Consider the following 18,549-nt stretch of genomic DNA (forward strand, 5'->3'; position numbering starts at 1 on the left):
TCTTTACTTCACCCAGATGTTCAGCGGCGACATCATCCAGAAGCCGACCACGACCACCCAGATCACCGTGACGGGCAGGAACACCTTCCAGCCCAGACGCATGATCTGGTCGTAACGGAAGCGCGGGAACGTCGCGCGGACCCAGATGAACACCGACAGCAGCGCGAAGACCTTCAGCACCAGCCAGAAGATGCCCGGGATGAACGACAGGAATTCGAACGGGGCGTCCCAGCCGCCGAGGAACAGCGTCGCGGCCAGTGCCGAGATCACGATCATGTTGATGTACTCGGCGAGGAAGAACAGCGCGAACGCCATGCCCGAGTAATCGATCATGTGACCCGCGACGATCTCCGACTCCCCTTCCACCACGTCGAACGGGTGACGGTTCGTTTCGGCGATGCCCGAGATGAAGTAGACGACGAACGCCGGCAGCAGCGGCAGCCAGTTCCACGACAGGAAGTTCACGCCGTGGCCGGCGAAAAAGCCGTGCTGCTGCGAACCGACGATTTCCGACAGGTTCAGGCTGCCGGCCGTCATCAGCACGAGCACCAGCGCGAAGCCCATCGAGATTTCGTACGACACCATCTGTGCCGCGGCGCGCATCGCGCCGAGGAACGCGTACTTCGAGTTCGACGCCCAGCCGGCCAGAATCACCGCGTACACGCCGATCGACGAGATCGCCATCGCGTACAGCAGGCCCGCGTTCACGTTCGCGAGCACGGCTTCCGCCTGGAACGGGATCACCGCCCACACGGCGAACGCCGGCACGACGGTCATCACCGGCGCGATCAGGTACAGCCAGCGGCTGGCGGCGCTCGGCTGAATGACTTCCTTCAGCAGCAGCTTCAGCACGTCGGCGATCGGCTGCAGCAGGCCGCCGGGGCCGACGCGGTTCGGGCCGAGACGCACGTGCATCCAGCCGATCAGCTTGCGCTCCCAGAGAATCAGGTACGCGACGCACAGCAGGATGACGACGGAGACGACGAGGATGCGCACGACTGCCCACACCGTCGGCCACGCGAAGCCGAGAAGCTCGGCCCCGCCCGCGTTGATCGTATCGAACAAGCTCATTTACGCCTTCTCCACCACCAGTTCACCGGACAGGCTGCCGAGCGCTGCGCCGGCAGGCGTCGCCGCCGACACGCGAACGACCGTCTCCGCAAGATTCGCGTCGCGCACGGCCGGCAACTGCACCGCACGCTCGCCCTGGCGCACGCGCACGGCGTCGCCTTCCTTCAAGCCCAGCTTGTCGAACAGCGCGGCCGGCAGGGCTGCGGCATGCGCCGCCTTCGCGGCGGCCGTCAGATGCAGCGCACCTGCACGGCGCACGAGCGCGTCGGCATGATAGATCGGCACGTCGGCCAGGCGCTCGAAACCGCCGTTCGCGGCATTCGCCGCGGCGCGGGCCGGCGCGACCGACGTCTGGTTCGACAGGCGGCCCGCGACGCCGGCGTCGCCGAGCGCGGCGACACGCACTTCTTCCGCGGTCTCGTATTCGAAGTTCGGCAGGCCGAGCAGGCTGCCGAGCACGCGCAGCACCTTCCAGGCGGGGCGCGTGTCGCCGAGCGGGCGCACGACGCCGTTGAAGCTCTGCACGGTGCCTTCCGCGTTGACGAACGTACCGGCCGTTTCCGTGAACGGTGCGACGGGCAGCAGCACGTCGGCGTAGTCGAGGCCGTGCTTGAACGGCGACATCACGACGACCATCTCCGCCTGGTTCAGCGCGGCCAATGCCTGTGCCGGATCGGCGGTGTCGAATTCCGGTTCGACGTTCAGCAGCACGTAGCCCTTGCGCGGCTGCGCGAATGCTTCGCGTGCATTCAGGCCGCCTTCGCCCGGCAGCGCGCCGACGACGTGCGCACCGACCGTGTTCGCCGCTTCCGTCAGGAAACCGAACGTGGCGCCGGTGTTGTCGGCGATCCACTGCGCGACGGCGTGCAGCTTCGCGAATTGCGGATGACGGACCGCGACGTTGCCGAGCAGCACCGCGCGGCGTTCGCCGTTCGCGAGCGACTGCGCGACAGCCTGGGCCGCCGGCGACGCCGTGACGCCAGCGAGCGCGTCGGGCAGCGCGACGCCGCGCAGCTGCGCGACGGCCGCGGCGATGCCGGCCAGCTCGTCGAGCCATGCGGACGGCGCGGCGACGATGCGTTGCGCGGTCGGGATCAGCGAATCGTCAGCGGTCGCGTGCAGGAAGTGCAGCTTCGCGCCGTTCTTCGCCGCCTGACGCAGGCGCGATGCGAACAGCGGGTGGTCGCGGCGCAGGAACGAACCGACGACGAACGCGGCGTCCACGTTCGACAGATCGGCGATCGGCATGCCGAGCCACGGCGCACCCTGGACCGGCGCCGAGAAATCCTGCTGGCGCAGACGGAAGTCGACGTTCGGCGTGTTCAGTTCGTTGGCGAGCTGCTTCACGAGGAACAGCTCTTCCGCGGTGCTGTGCGCGCTCGCGAGCATCGCCAGCGCGTTCGCGCCGTGATCCGCGGCGATGCCCTTCAGGCCCTTCGCGACGTATTCGAGCGCGGTCTGCCAGTCGGTTTCGATCCACTGGCCGCCCTGCTTCAGCATCGGCTTCGTCAGGCGCTCTTCGCTGTTGAGGGCTTCATACGAGAAGCGGTCCTTGTCCGAGATCCAGCATTCGTTGATCGCTTCGTTCTCGAACGGCAGCACGCGCATCACGCGGTTGTTCTTCACCTGCACGACGAGGTTCGCGCCGACGGAATCGTGCGGGCTCACCGACTTGCGGCGCGACAGTTCCCACGTACGGGCGCTGTAGCGGAACGGCTTGCTGGTCAACGCGCCGACCGGGCACAGGTCGATCATGTTGCCCGACATTTCGGAGTCGACCGTCTTGCCGACGAACGTCGTGATTTCCGAGTGCTCGCCGCGGCCCAGCATGCCGAACTCCATCACGCCGGCGATTTCCTGGCCGAAGCGGACGCAGCGCGTGCAGTGGATGCAGCGCGACATCTCTTCCATCGAGATCAGCGGGCCCACGTTCTTGTGGAACACCACGCGCTTTTCTTCCGAGTAGCGCGACGACGACTTGCCGTAGCCGACCGCCAGATCCTGCAGCTGACATTCGCCGCCCTGATCGCAGATCGGGCAATCGAGCGGGTGATTGATGAGGAGGAATTCCATCACCGACTGCTGCGCCTTCACGGCCTTGTCGGATTGCGTGCGCACGATCATGCCGGCCGACACGGGGGTCGCGCAGGCAGGCACGGCCTTCGGCATCTTCTCGACTTCGACGAGACACATCCGGCAGTTGGCCGCGACCGACAGTTTCTTGTGATAGCAGAAGTGAGGAATGTACGTATCCGCCTTGTGCGCAGCCTGGATCACCATGCTGCCTTCGGGCACCTCGACCTTCTTGCCGTCTATTTCAAGTTCAACCATGATGGTGAATGGTCCTTAACCTATTTCCGCCCGTTCGCGCGTTCGCCCGACCGTGCGCTCAAATTCCGCAACCGGGTTCGCTCAGGCTGCCGCCGCGTGCGCGTGGCCGCCGACCATGCAGTGCTTGTGCTCGACGTGGTACGCGAATTCGTCCCAGTAGTGCTTGAGCATCCCGCGTACCGGCATCGCCGCCGCATCGCCGAGTGCACAGATCGTGCGACCCATGATGTTCTCGGCCACCGAGTTCAGCAGGTCCAGATCTTCCTGGCGGCCTTCGCCGTGCTCGATACGGTTCACGACGCGATACAGCCAGCCGGTACCTTCGCGGCACGGCGTGCACTGGCCGCACGATTCCTCGTAGTAGAAGTACGACAGGCGCAGCAGCGAGCGCACCATGCAGCGCGTCTCGTCCATCACGATCACCGCGCCGGAACCGAGCATCGAGCCCGCCTTCGCGATCGAATCGTAGTCGAGATCGGTCTGCATCATGATGTCGCCCGGGATCACCGGCGCCGACGAACCGCCCGGAATCACGGCCTTGATCTTCTTGCCGCCGCGCATCCCGCCGGCGAGCTCCATCAGCGTCGCGAACGGCGTGCCGAGCGGCACTTCGTAGTTGCCCGGGCGCTCGACGTCGCCCGACACCGAGAAAATCTTCGTGCCGCCGTTGTTCGGCTTGCCGATCTCGAGATAATTCTGCGGCCCGATGGACAGCAGGAACGGCACCGCGGCGAACGTCTCGGTGTTGTTGATCGTGGTCGGCTTGCCGTACACGCCGAAGCTCGCCGGGAACGGCGGCTTGAAGCGCGGCTGGCCCTTCTTGCCTTCGAGCGACTCGAGCAGCGCCGTTTCCTCGCCGCAGATGTACGCGCCGTAGCCGTGGTGCGCGTGCAGCTGGAACGAGAATTCCGAGCCCATGATGTTGTCGCCGAGGAACCCGGCCGCGCGCGCTTCATCGAGCGCGGCTTCGAAGCGTCGATACACTTCGAAGATTTCGCCGTGGATGTAGTTGTAGCCGACGGTGATGCCCATCGCGTACGCGCCGATGGCCATGCCTTCGATCAGCGCGTGCGGGTTCCAGCGCAGGATGTCGCGATCCTTGAACGTGCCCGGCTCGCCTTCGTCCGAGTTGCAGACGAGGTACTTCTGCCCCGGGAACTGGCGCGGCATGAAGCTCCACTTCAGGCCGGTCGGGAAGCCCGCACCGCCGCGGCCGCGCAGGCCCGACGCCTTCACGTCGGCGATCACCTGCTCGGGCGGAATCTTTTCTTCGAGAATGCGGCGCAGCTGCTTGTAGCCGCCGCGCGCAACGTAATCTTCGAGGTGCCAGTTCTCGCCGTTCAGACCAGCGAGGATCAGCGGTTTGATGTGACGGTCGTGGAGGGACGTCATTTCGAGAGCTCCTCAAGCAGCTGGTCGATCTTCTCGCGGCTCATGAAGCTGCACATTCTGTGATTGTTCACCAGCAGCACCGGCGCATCGCCGCACGAGCCCATGCATTCGCCTTCCTTCAGCGTGAACTTGCCGTCGGGCGTGGTCTCGCCGAAGCCAATGCCCAGCTTCTGTTTCAGGTAGTCGGCAGTCGCTTCCGCGCCGCCGTGCGGGCCGAGCTGGCACGGCAGGTTCGTGCAGAGCGTGATCTTGTGCTTGCCGACCGGTTTGAGCTCGTACATCGTGTAGAACGTCGCGACTTCCTGCACGGCAACGGCCGGCATGCCGAGATAGTCCGCGACGAACTGCATCAGTTCGGGCGACAGCCAGCCATGCTCTTCCTGAGCCACGGCCAACGCCGACATCACGGCGGACTGTTTCTGATCGGCGGGATACTTCGTCAACGCTCGATCGATTTCCTTCAGGCCTTCAGCTGAGATCATTTTCAGACACGACTCTTTCAATTCCTACCGAACGAACAACCTGCCGCACACTGGGGTGCATGGACGGCAGACCTGGCGCTCACTCTGTTGACAGCTTGCGAAGCCGCGCCGGTTCGGCGCATACCGCATGGTGCTTCGCGTGTGACTGACTGCTCGCCGCCCGCGCTCGCGGGCGGCGCAACCATTAGCGATCGATTTCGCCGAACACGATGTCCTGCGTACCGATGATCGTGACGGCGTCGGCGATCATGTGACCGCGCGCCATTTCGTCGAGCGACGCCAGGTGCGCGAAACCCGGCGCGCGAATCTTGAGGCGATACGGCTTGTTGGCGCCGTCCGACACGAGGTAGATGCCGAATTCACCCTTCGGATGCTCGACCGCCGCGTACGCTTCGCCTTCCGGCACATGGAAACCTTCGGTGAAGAGCTTGAAGTGGTGAATCAAGTCTTCCATGTTGGTCTTCATGCCGACGCGCGACGGCGGGGCAACCTTGTGATTGTCCGTCATCACCGGCCCCGGATTCTTGCGGAGCCACTCAATACACTGTTTCGCGATGCGGACCGACTGGCGCATTTCTTCGACGCGCACCAGATAGCGGTCGTAGCAATCGCCGTTCACGCCGACCGGCACGTCGAAATCCATGCGATCGTACACTTCGTAGGGCTGCTTCTTGCGCAGGTCCCACGCGATGCCCGAGCCGCGCAGCATCGGGCCCGTCAGGCCCATCTGCAGCGCACGTTCCGGGCTCACCACGCCGATCCCGACCAGACGCTGTTTCCAGATCCGGTTGTCGGTCAGCAGCGTTTCGTATTCGTCGACGCACTTCGGGAAGCGCGTGAAGAAATCGTCGATGAAGTCGAGCACCGAGCCGCTGCGCGCCTCGTTCATCTTCGCGAGCGCCTTCTCGTTGCGAATCTTCGACGCCTTGTATTGCGGCATTGCGTCAGGCAGATCGCGGTAGACGCCGCCCGGACGATAGTAGGCCGCGTGCATCCGGGCGCCGGACACCGCTTCGTACACGTCCATCAGGTCTTCGCGTTCACGGAATGCGTACAGGAACACGGCCATCGCGCCGACGTCGAGCGCGTGCGCGCCGATCCACATCAGGTGGTTCAGCACGCGCGTGATTTCGTCGAACAGCACGCGGATGTACTGCGCGCGCTCCGGCACGTCGATGCCGAGCAGCTTTTCGATCGCGAGCACGTAGCCGTGCTCGTTGACCATCATCGACACGTAGTCGAGACGGTCCATGTACGGCACGGACTGGATGAAGGTCTTGGATTCGGCGAGCTTTTCCGTCGCGCGATGCAGCAGGCCGATGTGCGGATCGGCACGCTGGATGACTTCGCCGTCGAGCTCGAGCACGAGGCGCAGCACGCCGTGCGCTGCCGGGTGCTGCGGGCCGAAGTTGAGCGTGTAGTTCTTGATTTCTGCCATGACGCCCCCTTAATGTTTCAGACCGCCATAGCGATCCTCGCGGATCACGCGCGGCGTGATTTCGCGCGGCTCGATCGTCACCGGCTGGTACACGACCCGCTTCTCTTCCGGGTCGTAACGCATTTCGACGTAGCCCGACACCGGGAAGTCCTTGCGGAACGGGTGACCGATGAAGCCGTAGTCGGTGAGGATGCGGCGCAGGTCGGGGTGGCCTTCGAACACGATGCCGTACAGGTCGAACGCTTCGCGCTCGTACCAGTTCGCGGAAGCCCAGATGTCGACCAGCGACGCCACGATCGGCAGATCGTCGTCCGGCGCGAACACGCGCAGGCGCAGGCGCCAGTTGTTCGTGACCGACAGCAGGTGCGACACGGCCGCGAAGCGCGGGCCGTCGTAGGCGCCGTCGCCGAAGGTCTGGTAGTCGACGCCGCAGAGGTCGATCAGTTGCTCGAAACGGAGCTTCGGATCGTCGCGCAGCGTCTTTGCGACTTCGAGGTAATCGCTCGCCTTCACGACGAGCGTCAGTTCACCGATCGCTTCGGTGAGGCTCACCACGCGCGCGCCGAGCGCGGCTTCGAGGTTCGCCTTCAGGGTCTCGATTTTGCTTGCCATATTGAGGGGACGCTCGGGGCTTTATTGACGGGCGATGGTATTGGTGCGGCGGATCTTCGCCTGCAACTGGATCACGCCGTAGACCAGCGCCTCGGCCGTGGGCGGGCAGCCCGGCACGTAGACGTCGACCGGCACGATCCGGTCGCAGCCGCGGACCACCGAGTACGAGTAATGGTAGTAACCACCGCCGTTCGCGCACGACCCCATCGAGATCACCCAGCGCGGCTCGGCCATCTGGTCGTACACGCGGCGCAGCGCGGGCGCCATCTTGTTGCACAGCGTGCCGGCGACGATCATCACGTCCGACTGACGCGGGCTCGGGCGGAACACGACGCCGAACCGGTCCAGATCGTAACGGGCCGCGCCCGCATGCATCATCTCGACGGCGCAACACGCGAGCCCGAACGTCATCGGCCACAGCGAGCCGGTACGCGTCCAGTTGATCAGCTTGTCAGCCGTCGTGGTGACAAACCCTTCCTTCAAGACCCCTTCGATACTCATTTGCTTTCCACTCCAGACGAGCGACCGAGCGCGGCCGCCCATGCAAACCGGCGATTAACCCATCACTCCCAGTCGAGCCCGCCTTTCTTCCAGATATAGGCAAAGCCCAGCAGGAATTCGAGCAGAAAAATCATCATTGCGATGAAACCCGGCCAGCCGATGTCCCGGAGCGCGACGCCCCACGGGAACAGGAATGCGGTTTCGAGATCGAAGATGATGAACAGGATGGCGACGAGGTAGTACCGGACGTCGAATTTCATCCGGGCGTCTTCAAAGGCTTCGAAGCCGCACTCGTACGGTGCGTTCTTCTCGACGTCCGGCTTGTTGGGACCAAGGAGCTTGCCGATGCTGACCAGCGCTATACCTAAACCAGTGCCCACGAGGAGGAACAACAAGACGGGGTAATAGGCTGCGAGGTTCAAGGCAATCCTCTATCGGTTGGTTCTGAGCGTCCGGAGAATACCACTTCCGGCGGAAGGAATCATTTCGGAGTACAGGCGATCGCAAGACAACCGCAAGCACACCCCAGAAATGAAAAATGCCAGCCACTAGAAGCGGCTGGCATTGAGTAACTTTGGTGCCGACGGCGAGACTCGAACTCGCACAGCTTTCGCCACTACCCCCTCAAGATAGCGTGTCTACCAATTTCACCACGTCGGCACTGCATGCAACTCGGGTTGTGCTGCTGGTTCCCGCGAATCGCTTCAAGAATTAAATTCTAACCCGAGTCCTGGATTTGTTCAACGCACAACCGCAAAAAAAAATTAACTTTTTATTTCGGGACATCCTGGCCCGGCGTGCTCGCGGCCGAACCGGCGGCGGCCGACGCCGCGACAGCCGGCGCCGATGCCGCAGGGGCCGATGCCGGCGCGGTCGCGGCCGTGCCGAGCACGCCCGCCGACGGCGTCGACTTGTACGAACCGAGGTAAGTCAGCGCAAGCGTCGCGACGAAGAAGATCGTCGCGAGAATGCCCGTCGTGCGCGACAGGAAGTTCGCCGAGCCCGTCGCGCCGAACAGGCTGCCCGACGCGCCGCTGCCGAAGGCGGCGCCCATGTCGGCACCCTTGCCGTGCTGCAGCAGCACGAGCCCAATCACACCGAGTGCCGACAGCACCTGCACCACAATAATCAGCGTCTTGAATAACAGCATCACACCCACCCGATTGGATCGGGCGACCGGACCGACCGGCCGCCGTCATGGTTCAATTCGATCCCGGACCGCTCAACGCGCGGCCCGGCAGATCGCCAGGAAATCTTCCGCCTTCAGCGACGCGCCGCCGATCAGGCCGCCGTCGATGTCCGGCTGCGCGAACAGTTCTTGCGCGTTGTCCGGCTTCACGCTGCCGCCGTACAGCACGGACACGTCCGCCGCACCCTTTGCCGCCAGGCGCGCACGCAGGAACGCATGCACGTCCTGCGCCTGCGCCGACGTCGCGCTCTTGCCCGTGCCGATCGCCCAGACCGGCTCGTACGCGACGACGATGTGCGCGGCCTCGTCAGCCGTCAGCACGGCCAGCACCGCATCGAGCTGCGCACCGACGACCTGCTCGGTCGCACCCGACTCGCGCTCGTCGAGCGTCTCGCCGACGCACACGACCGGCGTGAGGCCGGCCGCGAGTGCGCGCTGCGTCTTCGCCGCGACCGTCCCGTTGCTTTCGCCGTGATACGCGCGACGCTCCGAATGACCGACGATCGCATACTGCGCGCCGAACTCCGCCACCATCGCGGCCGCCACCTCGCCGGTGAACGCGCCTTGCTCGTGCGCGGACACGTCCTGCGCACCGAACGCGACACGGCCACCGCCGAGCTGGGCCTGAACCTGCGCGAGATACGGGAACGGCACGCACACGCCGATCGACGTTTCAGCCGCCACCAAGCCCGCACCCTGCACCACTTCGTTCAGCAGCGCCTGGTTGCCGGCCAGCCGGCCGTGCATCTTCCAGTTGCCGATCACTCGCTTTGTTCGTTGTTTCGACATCGTGTCTGTCTCGTCACTATCTTGTCATTAACGTGCCGGAACCCGGCCGTCAGGTTGGATCTGGCGAAGCAAACCTGCGATTTTACTGCGCGCGGCTTGAACCGGTCAAACCGCGCATGTCAAGCCCGCCGCACGGGCCGTCACGCGTTCGCGCCCCAATCAAGCACGATCTTGCCGATGTGCTCGCCGCTCTCCATCAGCGCATGCGCCTGCGCGGCCTCGCCGGCCGGCAGCACACGATAGATCACGGGCTTGATGCGACCGTCGGCCAGCAGCGGCCACACGCGCGCCTTCAACTGCGCGGCGATGCGCGCCTTGAACTCGACCGGACGCGGGCGCAGCGTCGAGCCCGTCACCGTCAGCCGGCGGCGCAGGATCTCGTTGAGGTTGACCTCGGCCTTCGCACCGCCGAGCAGCGCGATCAGCACGAGGCGGCCGCCGTCCGCGAGCGCGGACAACTCGCGCGGCACGTACGCGCCCGCCACCATGTCGAGGATCACGTCGACGCCGCGATCGTGCGTCAGCGACTTCACGACTTCGACGAAGTCTTCGGTCTTGTAGTCGATCGCGCGCTCGGCGCCGAGCGCCTCGCACGCACGGCACTTGTCGGCGGTGCCGGCCGTCGCGAACACGCGAAAGCCGAGCGCATGCGCGATCTGGATCGCCGTCACGCCGATGCCGCTCGAGCCGCCCTGCACGAGCAGCGTCTCCTGCTGGCCGCCCTCGCCCGCGCCGAGCCGCGCACGGTCGAACACGTTGCTCCACACGGTGAAGAACGTCTCGGGCAGCGACGCGGCCTCGATATCGGTGAGGCCGTCCGGCACCGGCAGACACTGCGGCAGCGGCGCGACCGCATATTCGGCATAGCCGCCGCCCGCGAGCAGCGCGCACACGCGATCGCCGAGCTTCAGGCCGAACGGGTTCAGTGCCGCATCGGACACATCGCCGCCGACGATCTCGCCCGCGACCTCGAGGCCCGGCAGATCCGACGCACCCGGCGGCGGCGCATAGGCGCCCTTGCGCTGGAACACGTCGGGCCGGTTCACGCCGGAAGCCGCCACCTTGATCAGCACCTCGCCGCGCTTCGGTTCGGGGCGCGGACGCTCCGCGAGCTTCAGCACGTCGGGCGCGCCGAATTCGGTGATTTCGATGGCTTTCATGGTGAGAATCGCTCCAGGATCGGAATCGGATGGCACGCGCGCGCACGGCGCGAGCGCCTCGCCGGCGCTGCTGCGCCGCGCAACGATGCTACAGAAAAAACGGCCGGCACGCTTTCGCACTGCCGGCCGTTGATCCGCCTGTCCGCTTACTGCTGCGGCGGCGTATCCGACTGCGCTGCCGCCGCTGCTTCATTCAGCAGCGCCTTGGCCGACAGACGCACGCGACCCTTCTCGTCCGTCTGGATCACCTTGACCTTCACCTGCTGACCTTCCTTCAGGTAGTCGTTGATGTCCTTCACGCGCTCATTGACGATTTCCGAGATGTGCAGCAGGCCATCCTTGCCCGGCAGCAGGTTCACGATCGCACCGAAATCGAGCAGCTTGAGCACCGTGCCTTCGTACACCTGGCCGACTTCGATCTCGGCCGTGATTTGCTCGATGCGCTTCTTCGCTTCGGCCATGCCTTCGCTGCTCGTGCTCGCGATCGTCACGACGCCGTCGTCCGAGATGTCGATGGTCGTGCCCGTTTCTTCCGTCAGCGCGCGGATCACCGAACCGCCCTTGCCGATCACGTCGCGAATCTTTTCCGGGTTGATCTTGATCGTGATCATGCGCGGCGCGAATTCCGACAGTTGCGTGTTCGCACCCGACACCGCCGACGTCATCTTGCCGAGGATGTGCAGGCGGCCTTCCTTCGCCTGCGCGAGCGCGACCTGCATGATTTCCTTCGTGATGCCCTGGATCTTGATGTCCATCTGCAGCGCCGTCACGCCTTGCTCCGTGCCGGCCACCTTGAAGTCCATGTCGCCGAGGTGATCTTCGTCGCCGAGGATGTCGGTCAGCACCGCGAACTTGTTGCCTTCGAGGATCAGGCCCATCGCGATACCGGCGACGTGCGCCTTCATCGGCACGCCGGCGTCCATCAGCGCGAGGCAGCCGCCGCACACCGACGCCATCGACGACGAACCGTTCGACTCGGTGATTTCCGACACGACGCGGATCGAGTAGCCGAATTCGTCGGCGCTCGGCAGGCACTTGACCAGCGCGCGTTTCGCGAGGCGGCCGTGGCCGATTTCGCGGCGCTTCGGCGAGCCGACGCGGCCGGTTTCGCCGGTCGCGAACGGGGGCATGTTGTAGTGGAGCATGAAGCGCTCGCGGTATTCGCCTTCGAGCGCGTCGATGATCTGCTCGTCACCCTTCGTGCCGAGCGTCGCGACGACCAGCGCCTGCGTTTCGCCGCGCGTGAACAGCGCCGAGCCGTGGGTGCGCGGCAGCACGCCGGTGCGGATCTCGATCGGGCGCACGGTGCGCGTGTCGCGACCGTCGATGCGCGGCTCGCCGTTCAGGATCTGCGAACGGACGATCTTCGCTTCGATGTCGAACAGGATATTGCCGACCGTGGCCTTGTCGGCCGCGACCGTGCCGGCCGCCAGCGCGTCTTCCTCGAGCTTCGCCGAGGTCGCCGCGTAGACTTCCTTCAGCTTCGCCGAGCGCGCCTGCTTGTCGCGAAGCTGGTAAGCGGCGAGCAGATCGTTCTGCGCGAGCTCGGTCACGCGTGCGATCAGCGCCTCGTTCTTCGGCGCCGGCTGCCAGTCCCACTCGGGCTTGCCGCCATCGCGCACCAGTTCGTGGATCGCGTCGATCGCGACCTGCATCTGCTCGTGGCCGAATACCACGGCGCCCAGCATCACTTCTTCCGACAGCTGATCGGCTTCCGACTCGACCATCAGCACGGCGCGCTCCGTACCCGCGACGACGAGGTCGAGGCTCGATGCCTTGAGCTGGTCACGCGTCGGGTTCAACACGTACGCGTTGTCGATGTACGCCACGCGCGCGGCACCGACCGGGCCGTTGAACGGCAGGCCCGACACGGCGAGCGCGGCCGATGCGCCGATCAGCGCGGGGATGTCCGCCGGGATTTCCGGGTTCACGGACAGCACGTGGATCACGACCTGGACTTCGTTGTAGAAGCCTTCCGGGAACAGCGGGCGCAGCGGACGGTCGATCAGGCGCGACGTCAGCGTCTCGTGCTCCGACGGACGGCCTTCGCGACGGAAGAAGCCGCCCGGGATCTTGCCGGCCGAGTAGGTCTTCTCGAGGTAGTCGACGGTCAGCGGGAAGAAATCCTGGCCCGGCTTCGCCGACTTCGCGCCGACGACGGTTGCCAGCACGACGGTATCTTCGACGTCGACGATCACGGCGCCGCTTGCCTGGCGAGCGACTTCACCGGTTTCGAGGCGCACCTTGTGCTGGCCCCACTGGAATTCCTTCACGACCTTGTTGAACATGGACATGGTTGCTCCTTTGTATTCATGCATTTCATTCGCCGCGCCGGCGACCCCCGCGCGGCGGCGTCCCGACCGAATCACCCGGAGCAAGGTGTGTTTTTTATGCCATTCCAGCGCGGCGCTCACGCAGCGACGCGCTGGAATGGCACAAATCCTGCCCCGGTATCGGTCGTGGCGGCGGCCCCGCACGAACGTGCCGGACAGCCTGCGATGCGTGTGACGCTACGCACCGCGCAAAAACAAAATGCCTGTATCAGCGGACTGACACAGGCATCTTGCTGGCGGCAATCGCCTCGATTACTTACGCAGACCCAGCTTCTCGATCAGTGCGCGGTAACGATCGGCATCCTTGCCCTTGAGGTAGTCGAGCAGCTTGCGGCGGCGGCTCACCATGCGCAGCAGGCCGCGGCGGCTGTGGTGATCCTTCGCGTGGGTCTTGAAGTGACCCGTCAGTTCGACGATACGTGCGGTCAGCAGTGCGACCTGGACTTCGGGCGACCCCGTGTCGTTGGTACCGCGGGCGAACTGAGCAACGACTTCCGACTTCTTGATATCTGCAACAGACATGTGATTTCCTTTCTAACTGAACAGGCGGACACGGAAGAATGGCCGTGCCGTGACTTACAACCGGCGCGCATTGTAGCACAACTCGGTGCCGTTCTTGCCGCCTCCCGTCACGGGCGCGTCATCGAGCACGCCGACGGCATCTCCGTGCGCTGCGCCGGCACCGCCAGGACCGTCCGGAAGCCGTAGCCCGATCCCTCGTTGTCGAAGCGCACGCCCGGCGTGCCGACCTTGTCCATTTCCATCACGTAAAGGGGCTGGATCAGTTGGTGATCCTGCGCGCGCATCCGCGACGCGTGAAAGCCGTCGTCGAACGGCAGGCCCTCGAGCGCACGCGCGACCGCGACGGCGTCGGCCGAACCCGCGCGGGTCATCGCGGCGGCCAGCATCTCGATCATCTGGCTCATCCGCCGCACCGGATAGTCGTCCTGCGCGGCCGGGAAACGGGTGCGGAACGCGCGGTAGAACGCGTCGGATCTGGCGCCGCCGGCGTTCGGATGCCAGTCGGCCACCGCCACGACGCGGCCGACGCCCGCGTCGCCCAGGGCCGCCGGCGCGCCGAGGCTGTTGCCGTAGAACGTATAGAACTTCGCGTTCAGCCCCTGTTCGCGCGCCGCCTTCACGAGCAGCGTGAGGTCGTTGCCCCAGTTGCCGGTCACGACCGCGTCCGCGCCGCTCGCCCGGATCTTCGCGATATACGGCGAGAAATCCTTGATCCGGCCGATCGGGTGGAATTCGTCGCCGGCGATCGTCACGTCCGGGCGCCGCGCGGCCAGCGCCTGCCGCGCGAGGGTGCTGACGTCATGGCCGAAGCTGTAGTCCTGATTCAGCAGATAGACCTTGCGCAGCGCGCGATCGCGCGCCATCACGTCCGCGAGCGCGGCCATTCGCATGCCGGCGTGCGCATCGAAGCGGAAATGCCAGAAACTGCAGCGCGCGCCGGTCAGCGCCGGATCGTCCGCCGAGTAGTTCAGGAACAGCATCCGGTTGTCCGGATCGCGTGCGTTCAGCTTGTCGAGCGCCGCGACGAGCGCGGCCGCGACGGCCGAGCTGTTGCCCTGCGCGACGAAGCCGATATGCCGGTCGGCAGCCGCGCGCAACTGCACGAGCGCCTCCTCCGGGCTACCCTTGCTGTCGAGCACGACGAGTTCGAGCGGGTGCGCGCCGTCGCGCAGCTTCACGCCGCCCGCCGCGTTGACCTGCTCGACGCCGAAGCGCAGGTTGCGCTCGACCGCCGCGCCCGCGTTCGCGAACGGGCCCGACATCCCTTCGATCAGCGCAATCCGCACCGGCTCGCCGCCGGCACACGCGGACGACACCAGCATCCACCCCGCGCTCCACGCGAGCGCCCACCGCTTCCATCCCTGCATCGGCCACCTGCCCTTCAATCTGCCCGAGAAGCGCGGATCATAGGCCGGTGCGCCGGCCGCCCGCAAGCGCGGCGGGCCCGATCCGCATCGATTTTTTCCTGCCGATGCGCGATCGCGCGCCGTCCGTGATAAAACGGGATCTGTTTCCGTGTTCTGGAGAATCCGATGCGCATTCGCATTCCCGCGCGCTTGCCGGTGCTCGCCGCCTGCGCCGCCGCGCTGCTGGCCGGCTGCGCGCAACCGTGGCAGCAATACCAGGCCGGCCAGGACGAGTCGGCGATCGTCGCGCGCATGGGCCCGCCGCGCGAGATCTACGACCTGCCCGGCGGCGGCAAGCGCCTGATGTGGCCGACCCAGCCGATGGGCGAGATCACGATCGCGGCCGACGTCGATGCCGCCCACCGGATCGTCAACGTGCGCCAGGTGCTGCAGCCGAGCGAGTTCTATCGCGCGGAGATCGGCAAGTGGACGAAAACCGACGTCCTCGTCAATTTCGGGCGCCCGGTCGAGACCTCCTACTTCCCGCTGATGAAGCGCGAGGTATGGACGTACCGGTATCTCGAGGACAACGTCTGGTACATGATGTACAGCTTCTACTTCGATCCGCAGGGCATCCTGCGCACCACGCAGAAAACGCCGGACCCGCTGCACGATCCCGATCGCCGCACCCTGTTCTGACCGATTGCGCATCGACACGCAATTGTCGCAATGGCCATTCACGAATGATTGCCGAATGGCCATTTCATTTTTTCCGCTGCGTTATTTAATTTCAGGAATAAGACGGAAAACTTTTCCGATCGTTAATATTCCGATGGCAATACGCTGAACGCCCCGTCATGCGGGCGCTTGAGCTAAATAGGCATAGCCAGTGCATGTCATGCGTCGCACTGGTGCAGGCAATGCACTACGCCCAATCAATTTGAAACAATTTGTTTCAACCCACCCCGAGTGCTAGGGCATACCCCTAATATCAGTCGAAATCGAACCTTTCAATTTAGAAAGAATGCGACTGCGCCATTTCGCTCGATATTTATTTGCCTTGATCAAAAAGGAGTCCTCATGAATCGCCCCAAGAGCATGCTGGTTGCCAACATTGCCTGGGCCCGCGAGACGCGCGAACACACGCCCGGCTTCTTCGACGCGCTCGCACGCGGCCAGAATCCGCGCGTACTGTGGATCGGCTGCGCCGACAGCCGCGTGCCGGCCGAGACCATCACGCACTGCGCGCCCGGCGAGCTGTTCGTCCATCGCAACATCGCGAACCTGTTCCACCCGGACGACGACAATTCCGCCAGCGTGCTCGAGTACGCGGTGCGGGTGTTGAAGGTCGACCACGTGATCGTGTGCGGGCACTACGGGTGCGGCGGCGTGCGCGCATCGCTGCTGCCGCCGCCCGCCGACCTGCCGCACGTCGCGCGCCGCATCGCGCCGCTCTGCGCGCTCGCGCGGCGCCATCGCGATACGCTCGACGGGCTCGACGACATGGCTGCCGCCGATCGCCTCGCCGAGCTGAACGTGCTCGAACAGGTGCGGCTGCTGCGTGCGTCGCCGATCGTGCGCGGGCGCGAACGGCCGCCGCTCGTGCACGGCTGGATCTTCTCGCTCGCCGACGGCCACCTGAAGGGACTCGATTCCGGCTATGCGCCATCGCCGGCCGAAGCCGAAGCCGAAGCCGAGCCCGAGCCTGCCGCGACCGCCGTCGCGCTCGGTTGACCCGCGCCCTGCCCTCCATGTCAACGAAATCACCCCAATCATGAAACTGAACGAGCGCCTGTCCACCCTGCCGCGCGACATCGTCGCCGGCATCGTCGTTTTTCTCGTCGCGCTGCCACTCTGCCTCGGCATCGCCAACGCCTCCGGCGTCGAACCCTTCGCCGGGCTCGTATCGGGCATCGTCGGCGGCATCGTCGTCGCGCTGCTGAGCGGCTCGTCCCTGTCCGTCAGCGGGCCGGCCGCCGGCCTCGTCGTGATCGTCGTCGAAGGGATCGCGCAGCTCGGCAGCTTCTCCGCGTTCCTGCTCGCGGTGCTGCTGTCCGGCGTGCTGCAGTTCGGGTTCGGCATGCTGCGCGCCGGCCGCTTCGCCGCCTACGTGCCGTCGCCCGTCATCAAGGGCATGCTCGCCGCGATCGGCCTGCTGCTGATCGTGAAGCAGCTTCCGTTCGCATTCGGCATCGGCGGCCCGGCCGCGCAATCGTTTGCGAACTGGCTGCATTTGCCGACCGCATGGGCCGCCACGGCGATCGCGCTCGTGTCGCTGGCGCTGCTGATCGCGTGGGACACGCCGGCGCTCAAGCGCTTCGCGTGGGTACGCTCGGTACCCGCCCCGCTCGCGGTCGTCGTGCTCGGCATCGGCGCGACGCTCGTGCTCGGCATGGTCGCTCCGGCAGCCGCACCGGGCGCCGCCCATCGCGTCACGCTGCCCGAGTTCGACTCGTTTGCGGCGCTCGCGGCATCGCTCAAGCATGCGGAACTCGGCCCGAACTTCGCGCAACTGCTCAATCCGGACGTATGGCGCGTGGCGATCACGCTTGCGGTCGTCGCGAGCCTCGAGACGCTGCTGTGCCTCGAGGCGGTCGAACAGATCGATCCGAAGCGACGTCCGACGCAGCCCGATCGCGAGCTGAAGGCACAGGGCGTCGGCAACCTTGTCGCGGGCGCCGTCGGCGGCCTGCCGATCACGTCGGTGATCGTGCGTAGTTCGGCCAACGTCAACGCCGGCGCGCAAAGCCGGATGTCCGCGATCGTGCACGGGATCCTGCTGCTCGCGAGCGTGTTTGCGCTCACCGGCCTGATCAACCTGATCCCGCTCGCGAGCCTGGCCGCGATCCTGATCCACACCGGCATGAAGCTCGCGAAACCGGCGCTGTTCCGCTCGGTCATGAAGCAAGGCCCGGCCGCGTTCGCGCCGTTCGCGGCGACGATCGTCGGCGTGCTGGCGGTCGACCTGCTGTTCGGCATCGCGCTCGGCCTCGCGTGCAGCGTGCTGGCCGTGGCCGTCGCGAACCTGAAGAGCCCCGTCACGCTCGCGCAGCACGACGACCACTTCCTGCTGTCGTTCCGCAAGGACGTGTCGTTTCTGGGCAAGGTGCAGGTCAAGCACCACCTGCGACACATTCCGGACCGGGCGGCCGTGATCATCGACGCAACCCGCGCCGACTACATCGACCACGACGTGCTCGAGCTGCTCGACGCGTTCGTCGCCGATGCGCCGCGGCGCGGGATCGCGGTGGAGTTCCGCCGGCGCAACCCCGCGCCGCGCGCGGCCGCCCGCCGCTGGCTGTTCCGCGCGCCGGCCGCCGAATGAGCGGCCAATGAAAACGAACGCCCCGGCGGCGCAGGGCCGCACGGGGCGTTTCGAGGCT

General features: G+C 65.6%; 17 protein-coding genes and 1 tRNA gene. 3 read left to right on the forward strand and 15 right to left on the reverse strand.

The features are described 5' to 3' along the window. Positions 1–3: 3 nt before the first annotated feature. From nuoH to LGN10_RS07040, 15 genes are all read right to left on the reverse strand, one after another. A complete protein-coding gene (gene nuoH, locus LGN10_RS06970) occupies positions 4–1,071 on the reverse strand; it encodes an NADH-quinone oxidoreductase subunit NuoH (RefSeq protein ID WP_034207963.1) in 1,068 nt (355 codons plus the stop codon). Then, positions 1,072–3,402, reverse strand: a complete 2,331-nt coding sequence (gene nuoG, locus LGN10_RS06975; protein ID WP_060312106.1) for an NADH-quinone oxidoreductase subunit NuoG — start codon at positions 3,400–3,402, stop codon at positions 1,072–1,074. An 81-nt stretch (positions 3,403–3,483) separates the two neighbouring features. After that, on the reverse strand, positions 3,484–4,794 hold the full coding sequence (gene nuoF, locus LGN10_RS06980) for an NADH-quinone oxidoreductase subunit NuoF (protein WP_006478267.1): 1,311 nt from the start codon (positions 4,792–4,794) through the stop codon (positions 3,484–3,486). Then, positions 4,791–5,276, reverse strand: a complete 486-nt coding sequence (gene nuoE, locus LGN10_RS06985; RefSeq protein ID WP_006478266.1) for an NADH-quinone oxidoreductase subunit NuoE — start codon at positions 5,274–5,276, stop codon at positions 4,791–4,793. The genes nuoF and nuoE overlap by 4 nt, the downstream gene beginning before the upstream one ends. 184 nt (positions 5,277–5,460) lie before the next feature. Beyond that, positions 5,461–6,714, reverse strand: coding sequence for an NADH-quinone oxidoreductase subunit D (locus LGN10_RS06990; protein WP_059583605.1), 1,254 nt, complete (start codon positions 6,712–6,714; stop codon positions 5,461–5,463). Positions 6,715–6,723: 9 nt separating this feature from the next. After that, a complete protein-coding gene (locus LGN10_RS06995) occupies positions 6,724–7,326 on the reverse strand; it encodes an NADH-quinone oxidoreductase subunit C (protein ID WP_059583606.1) in 603 nt (200 codons plus the stop codon). 21 nt (positions 7,327–7,347) lie between these two features. Continuing rightward, positions 7,348–7,827: a NuoB/complex I 20 kDa subunit family protein gene (locus LGN10_RS07000; protein WP_006398799.1), complete on the reverse strand. Its 480-nt coding sequence runs from the start codon at positions 7,825–7,827 to the stop codon at positions 7,348–7,350. A 62-nt stretch (positions 7,828–7,889) separates the two neighbouring features. Then, positions 7,890–8,249, reverse strand: coding sequence for an NADH-quinone oxidoreductase subunit A (locus LGN10_RS07005; RefSeq protein ID WP_006398798.1), 360 nt, complete (start codon positions 8,247–8,249; stop codon positions 7,890–7,892). Positions 8,250–8,402: 153 nt separating this feature from the next. Next, positions 8,403–8,487, reverse strand: a tRNA-Leu gene (locus tag LGN10_RS07010). A gap of 112 nt (positions 8,488–8,599) precedes the next feature. Continuing rightward, entirely contained in the window at positions 8,600–8,977 is a 378-nt protein-coding gene (gene secG / locus LGN10_RS07015; protein WP_226222479.1) for a preprotein translocase subunit SecG, read from the reverse strand. A gap of 72 nt (positions 8,978–9,049) precedes the next feature. Next, the gene (gene tpiA / locus LGN10_RS07020; RefSeq protein ID WP_226222481.1) at positions 9,050–9,805 is read right to left on the reverse strand and encodes a triose-phosphate isomerase; all 756 of its coding nucleotides are present in this window, start codon (positions 9,803–9,805) and stop codon (positions 9,050–9,052) included. A 140-nt stretch (positions 9,806–9,945) separates the two neighbouring features. Beyond that, positions 9,946–10,965, reverse strand: a complete 1,020-nt coding sequence (locus LGN10_RS07025; RefSeq protein WP_059646599.1) for an NAD(P)H-quinone oxidoreductase — start codon at positions 10,963–10,965, stop codon at positions 9,946–9,948. A 146-nt stretch (positions 10,966–11,111) separates the two neighbouring features. Beyond that, complete coding sequence (pnp, locus tag LGN10_RS07030; protein WP_059583611.1) at positions 11,112–13,259, reverse strand: polyribonucleotide nucleotidyltransferase; 2,148 nt, start codon at positions 13,257–13,259, stop codon at positions 11,112–11,114. A 291-nt stretch (positions 13,260–13,550) separates the two neighbouring features. Then, entirely contained in the window at positions 13,551–13,820 is a 270-nt protein-coding gene (rpsO, locus tag LGN10_RS07035; protein WP_006398792.1) for a 30S ribosomal protein S15, read from the reverse strand. Between the two features lie 107 nt (positions 13,821–13,927). After that, positions 13,928–15,187, reverse strand: a complete 1,260-nt coding sequence (locus tag LGN10_RS07040; RefSeq protein WP_226222483.1) for a branched-chain amino acid ABC transporter substrate-binding protein — start codon at positions 15,185–15,187, stop codon at positions 13,928–13,930. Between the two features lie 165 nt (positions 15,188–15,352). On the opposite strand from LGN10_RS07040, the gene LGN10_RS07045 reads away from it, so the two are divergent. From LGN10_RS07045 to LGN10_RS07055, 3 genes are all read left to right on the forward strand, one after another. Continuing rightward, the gene (locus LGN10_RS07045; protein WP_059583614.1) at positions 15,353–15,865 is read left to right on the forward strand and encodes a hypothetical protein; all 513 of its coding nucleotides are present in this window, start codon (positions 15,353–15,355) and stop codon (positions 15,863–15,865) included. Positions 15,866–16,246: 381 nt separating this feature from the next. Continuing rightward, entirely contained in the window at positions 16,247–16,900 is a 654-nt protein-coding gene (locus LGN10_RS07050; protein ID WP_226222485.1) for a carbonic anhydrase, read from the forward strand. A gap of 40 nt (positions 16,901–16,940) precedes the next feature. Beyond that, the gene (locus LGN10_RS07055; protein ID WP_059583618.1) at positions 16,941–18,491 is read left to right on the forward strand and encodes a SulP family inorganic anion transporter; all 1,551 of its coding nucleotides are present in this window, start codon (positions 16,941–16,943) and stop codon (positions 18,489–18,491) included. Positions 18,492–18,549: the final 58 nt, after the last annotated feature.

The sequence above is a fragment of the Burkholderia sp. AU32262 genome (genome assembly GCF_020419985.1).
Lineage (GTDB): Bacteria > Pseudomonadota > Gammaproteobacteria > Burkholderiales > Burkholderiaceae > Burkholderia > Burkholderia semiarida.

Bases quoted from the DNA above. Each gene is read 5' to 3' on its own strand.
- nuoH (WP_034207963.1), bottom strand. From the start codon at position 1,071: ATGAGCTTGTTCGATACGATCAACGCGGGCGGGGCCGAGCTTCTCGGC.
- LGN10_RS07000 (WP_006398799.1), bottom strand. From the start codon at position 7,827: ATGAGTATCGAAGGGGTCTTGAAGGAAGGGTTTGTCACCACGACGGCT.
- tpiA (WP_226222481.1), bottom strand. From the start codon at position 9,805: ATGTCGAAACAACGAACAAAGCGAGTGATCGGCAACTGGAAGATGCAC.
- secG (WP_226222479.1), bottom strand. From the start codon at position 8,977: ATGCTGTTATTCAAGACGCTGATTATTGTGGTGCAGGTGCTGTCGGCA.
- LGN10_RS07045 (WP_059583614.1), top strand. From the start codon at position 15,353: ATGCGCATTCGCATTCCCGCGCGCTTGCCGGTGCTCGCCGCCTGCGCC.
- LGN10_RS06995 (WP_059583606.1), bottom strand. From the start codon at position 7,326: ATGGCAAGCAAAATCGAGACCCTGAAGGCGAACCTCGAAGCCGCGCTC.
- nuoF (WP_006478267.1), bottom strand. From the start codon at position 4,794: ATGACGTCCCTCCACGACCGTCACATCAAACCGCTGATCCTCGCTGGT.
- nuoE (WP_006478266.1), bottom strand. From the start codon at position 5,276: ATGATCTCAGCTGAAGGCCTGAAGGAAATCGATCGAGCGTTGACGAAG.
- LGN10_RS06990 (WP_059583605.1), bottom strand. From the start codon at position 6,714: ATGGCAGAAATCAAGAACTACACGCTCAACTTCGGCCCGCAGCACCCG.
- LGN10_RS07055 (WP_059583618.1), top strand. From the start codon at position 16,941: ATGAAACTGAACGAGCGCCTGTCCACCCTGCCGCGCGACATCGTCGCC.
- pnp (WP_059583611.1), bottom strand. From the start codon at position 13,259: ATGTCCATGTTCAACAAGGTCGTGAAGGAATTCCAGTGGGGCCAGCAC.
- nuoG (WP_060312106.1), bottom strand. From the start codon at position 3,402: ATGGTTGAACTTGAAATAGACGGCAAGAAGGTCGAGGTGCCCGAAGGC.
- LGN10_RS07040 (WP_226222483.1), bottom strand. From the start codon at position 15,187: ATGCAGGGATGGAAGCGGTGGGCGCTCGCGTGGAGCGCGGGGTGGATG.
- LGN10_RS07025 (WP_059646599.1), bottom strand. From the start codon at position 10,965: ATGAAAGCCATCGAAATCACCGAATTCGGCGCGCCCGACGTGCTGAAG.
- rpsO (WP_006398792.1), bottom strand. From the start codon at position 13,820: ATGTCTGTTGCAGATATCAAGAAGTCGGAAGTCGTTGCTCAGTTCGCC.
- LGN10_RS07050 (WP_226222485.1), top strand. From the start codon at position 16,247: ATGAATCGCCCCAAGAGCATGCTGGTTGCCAACATTGCCTGGGCCCGC.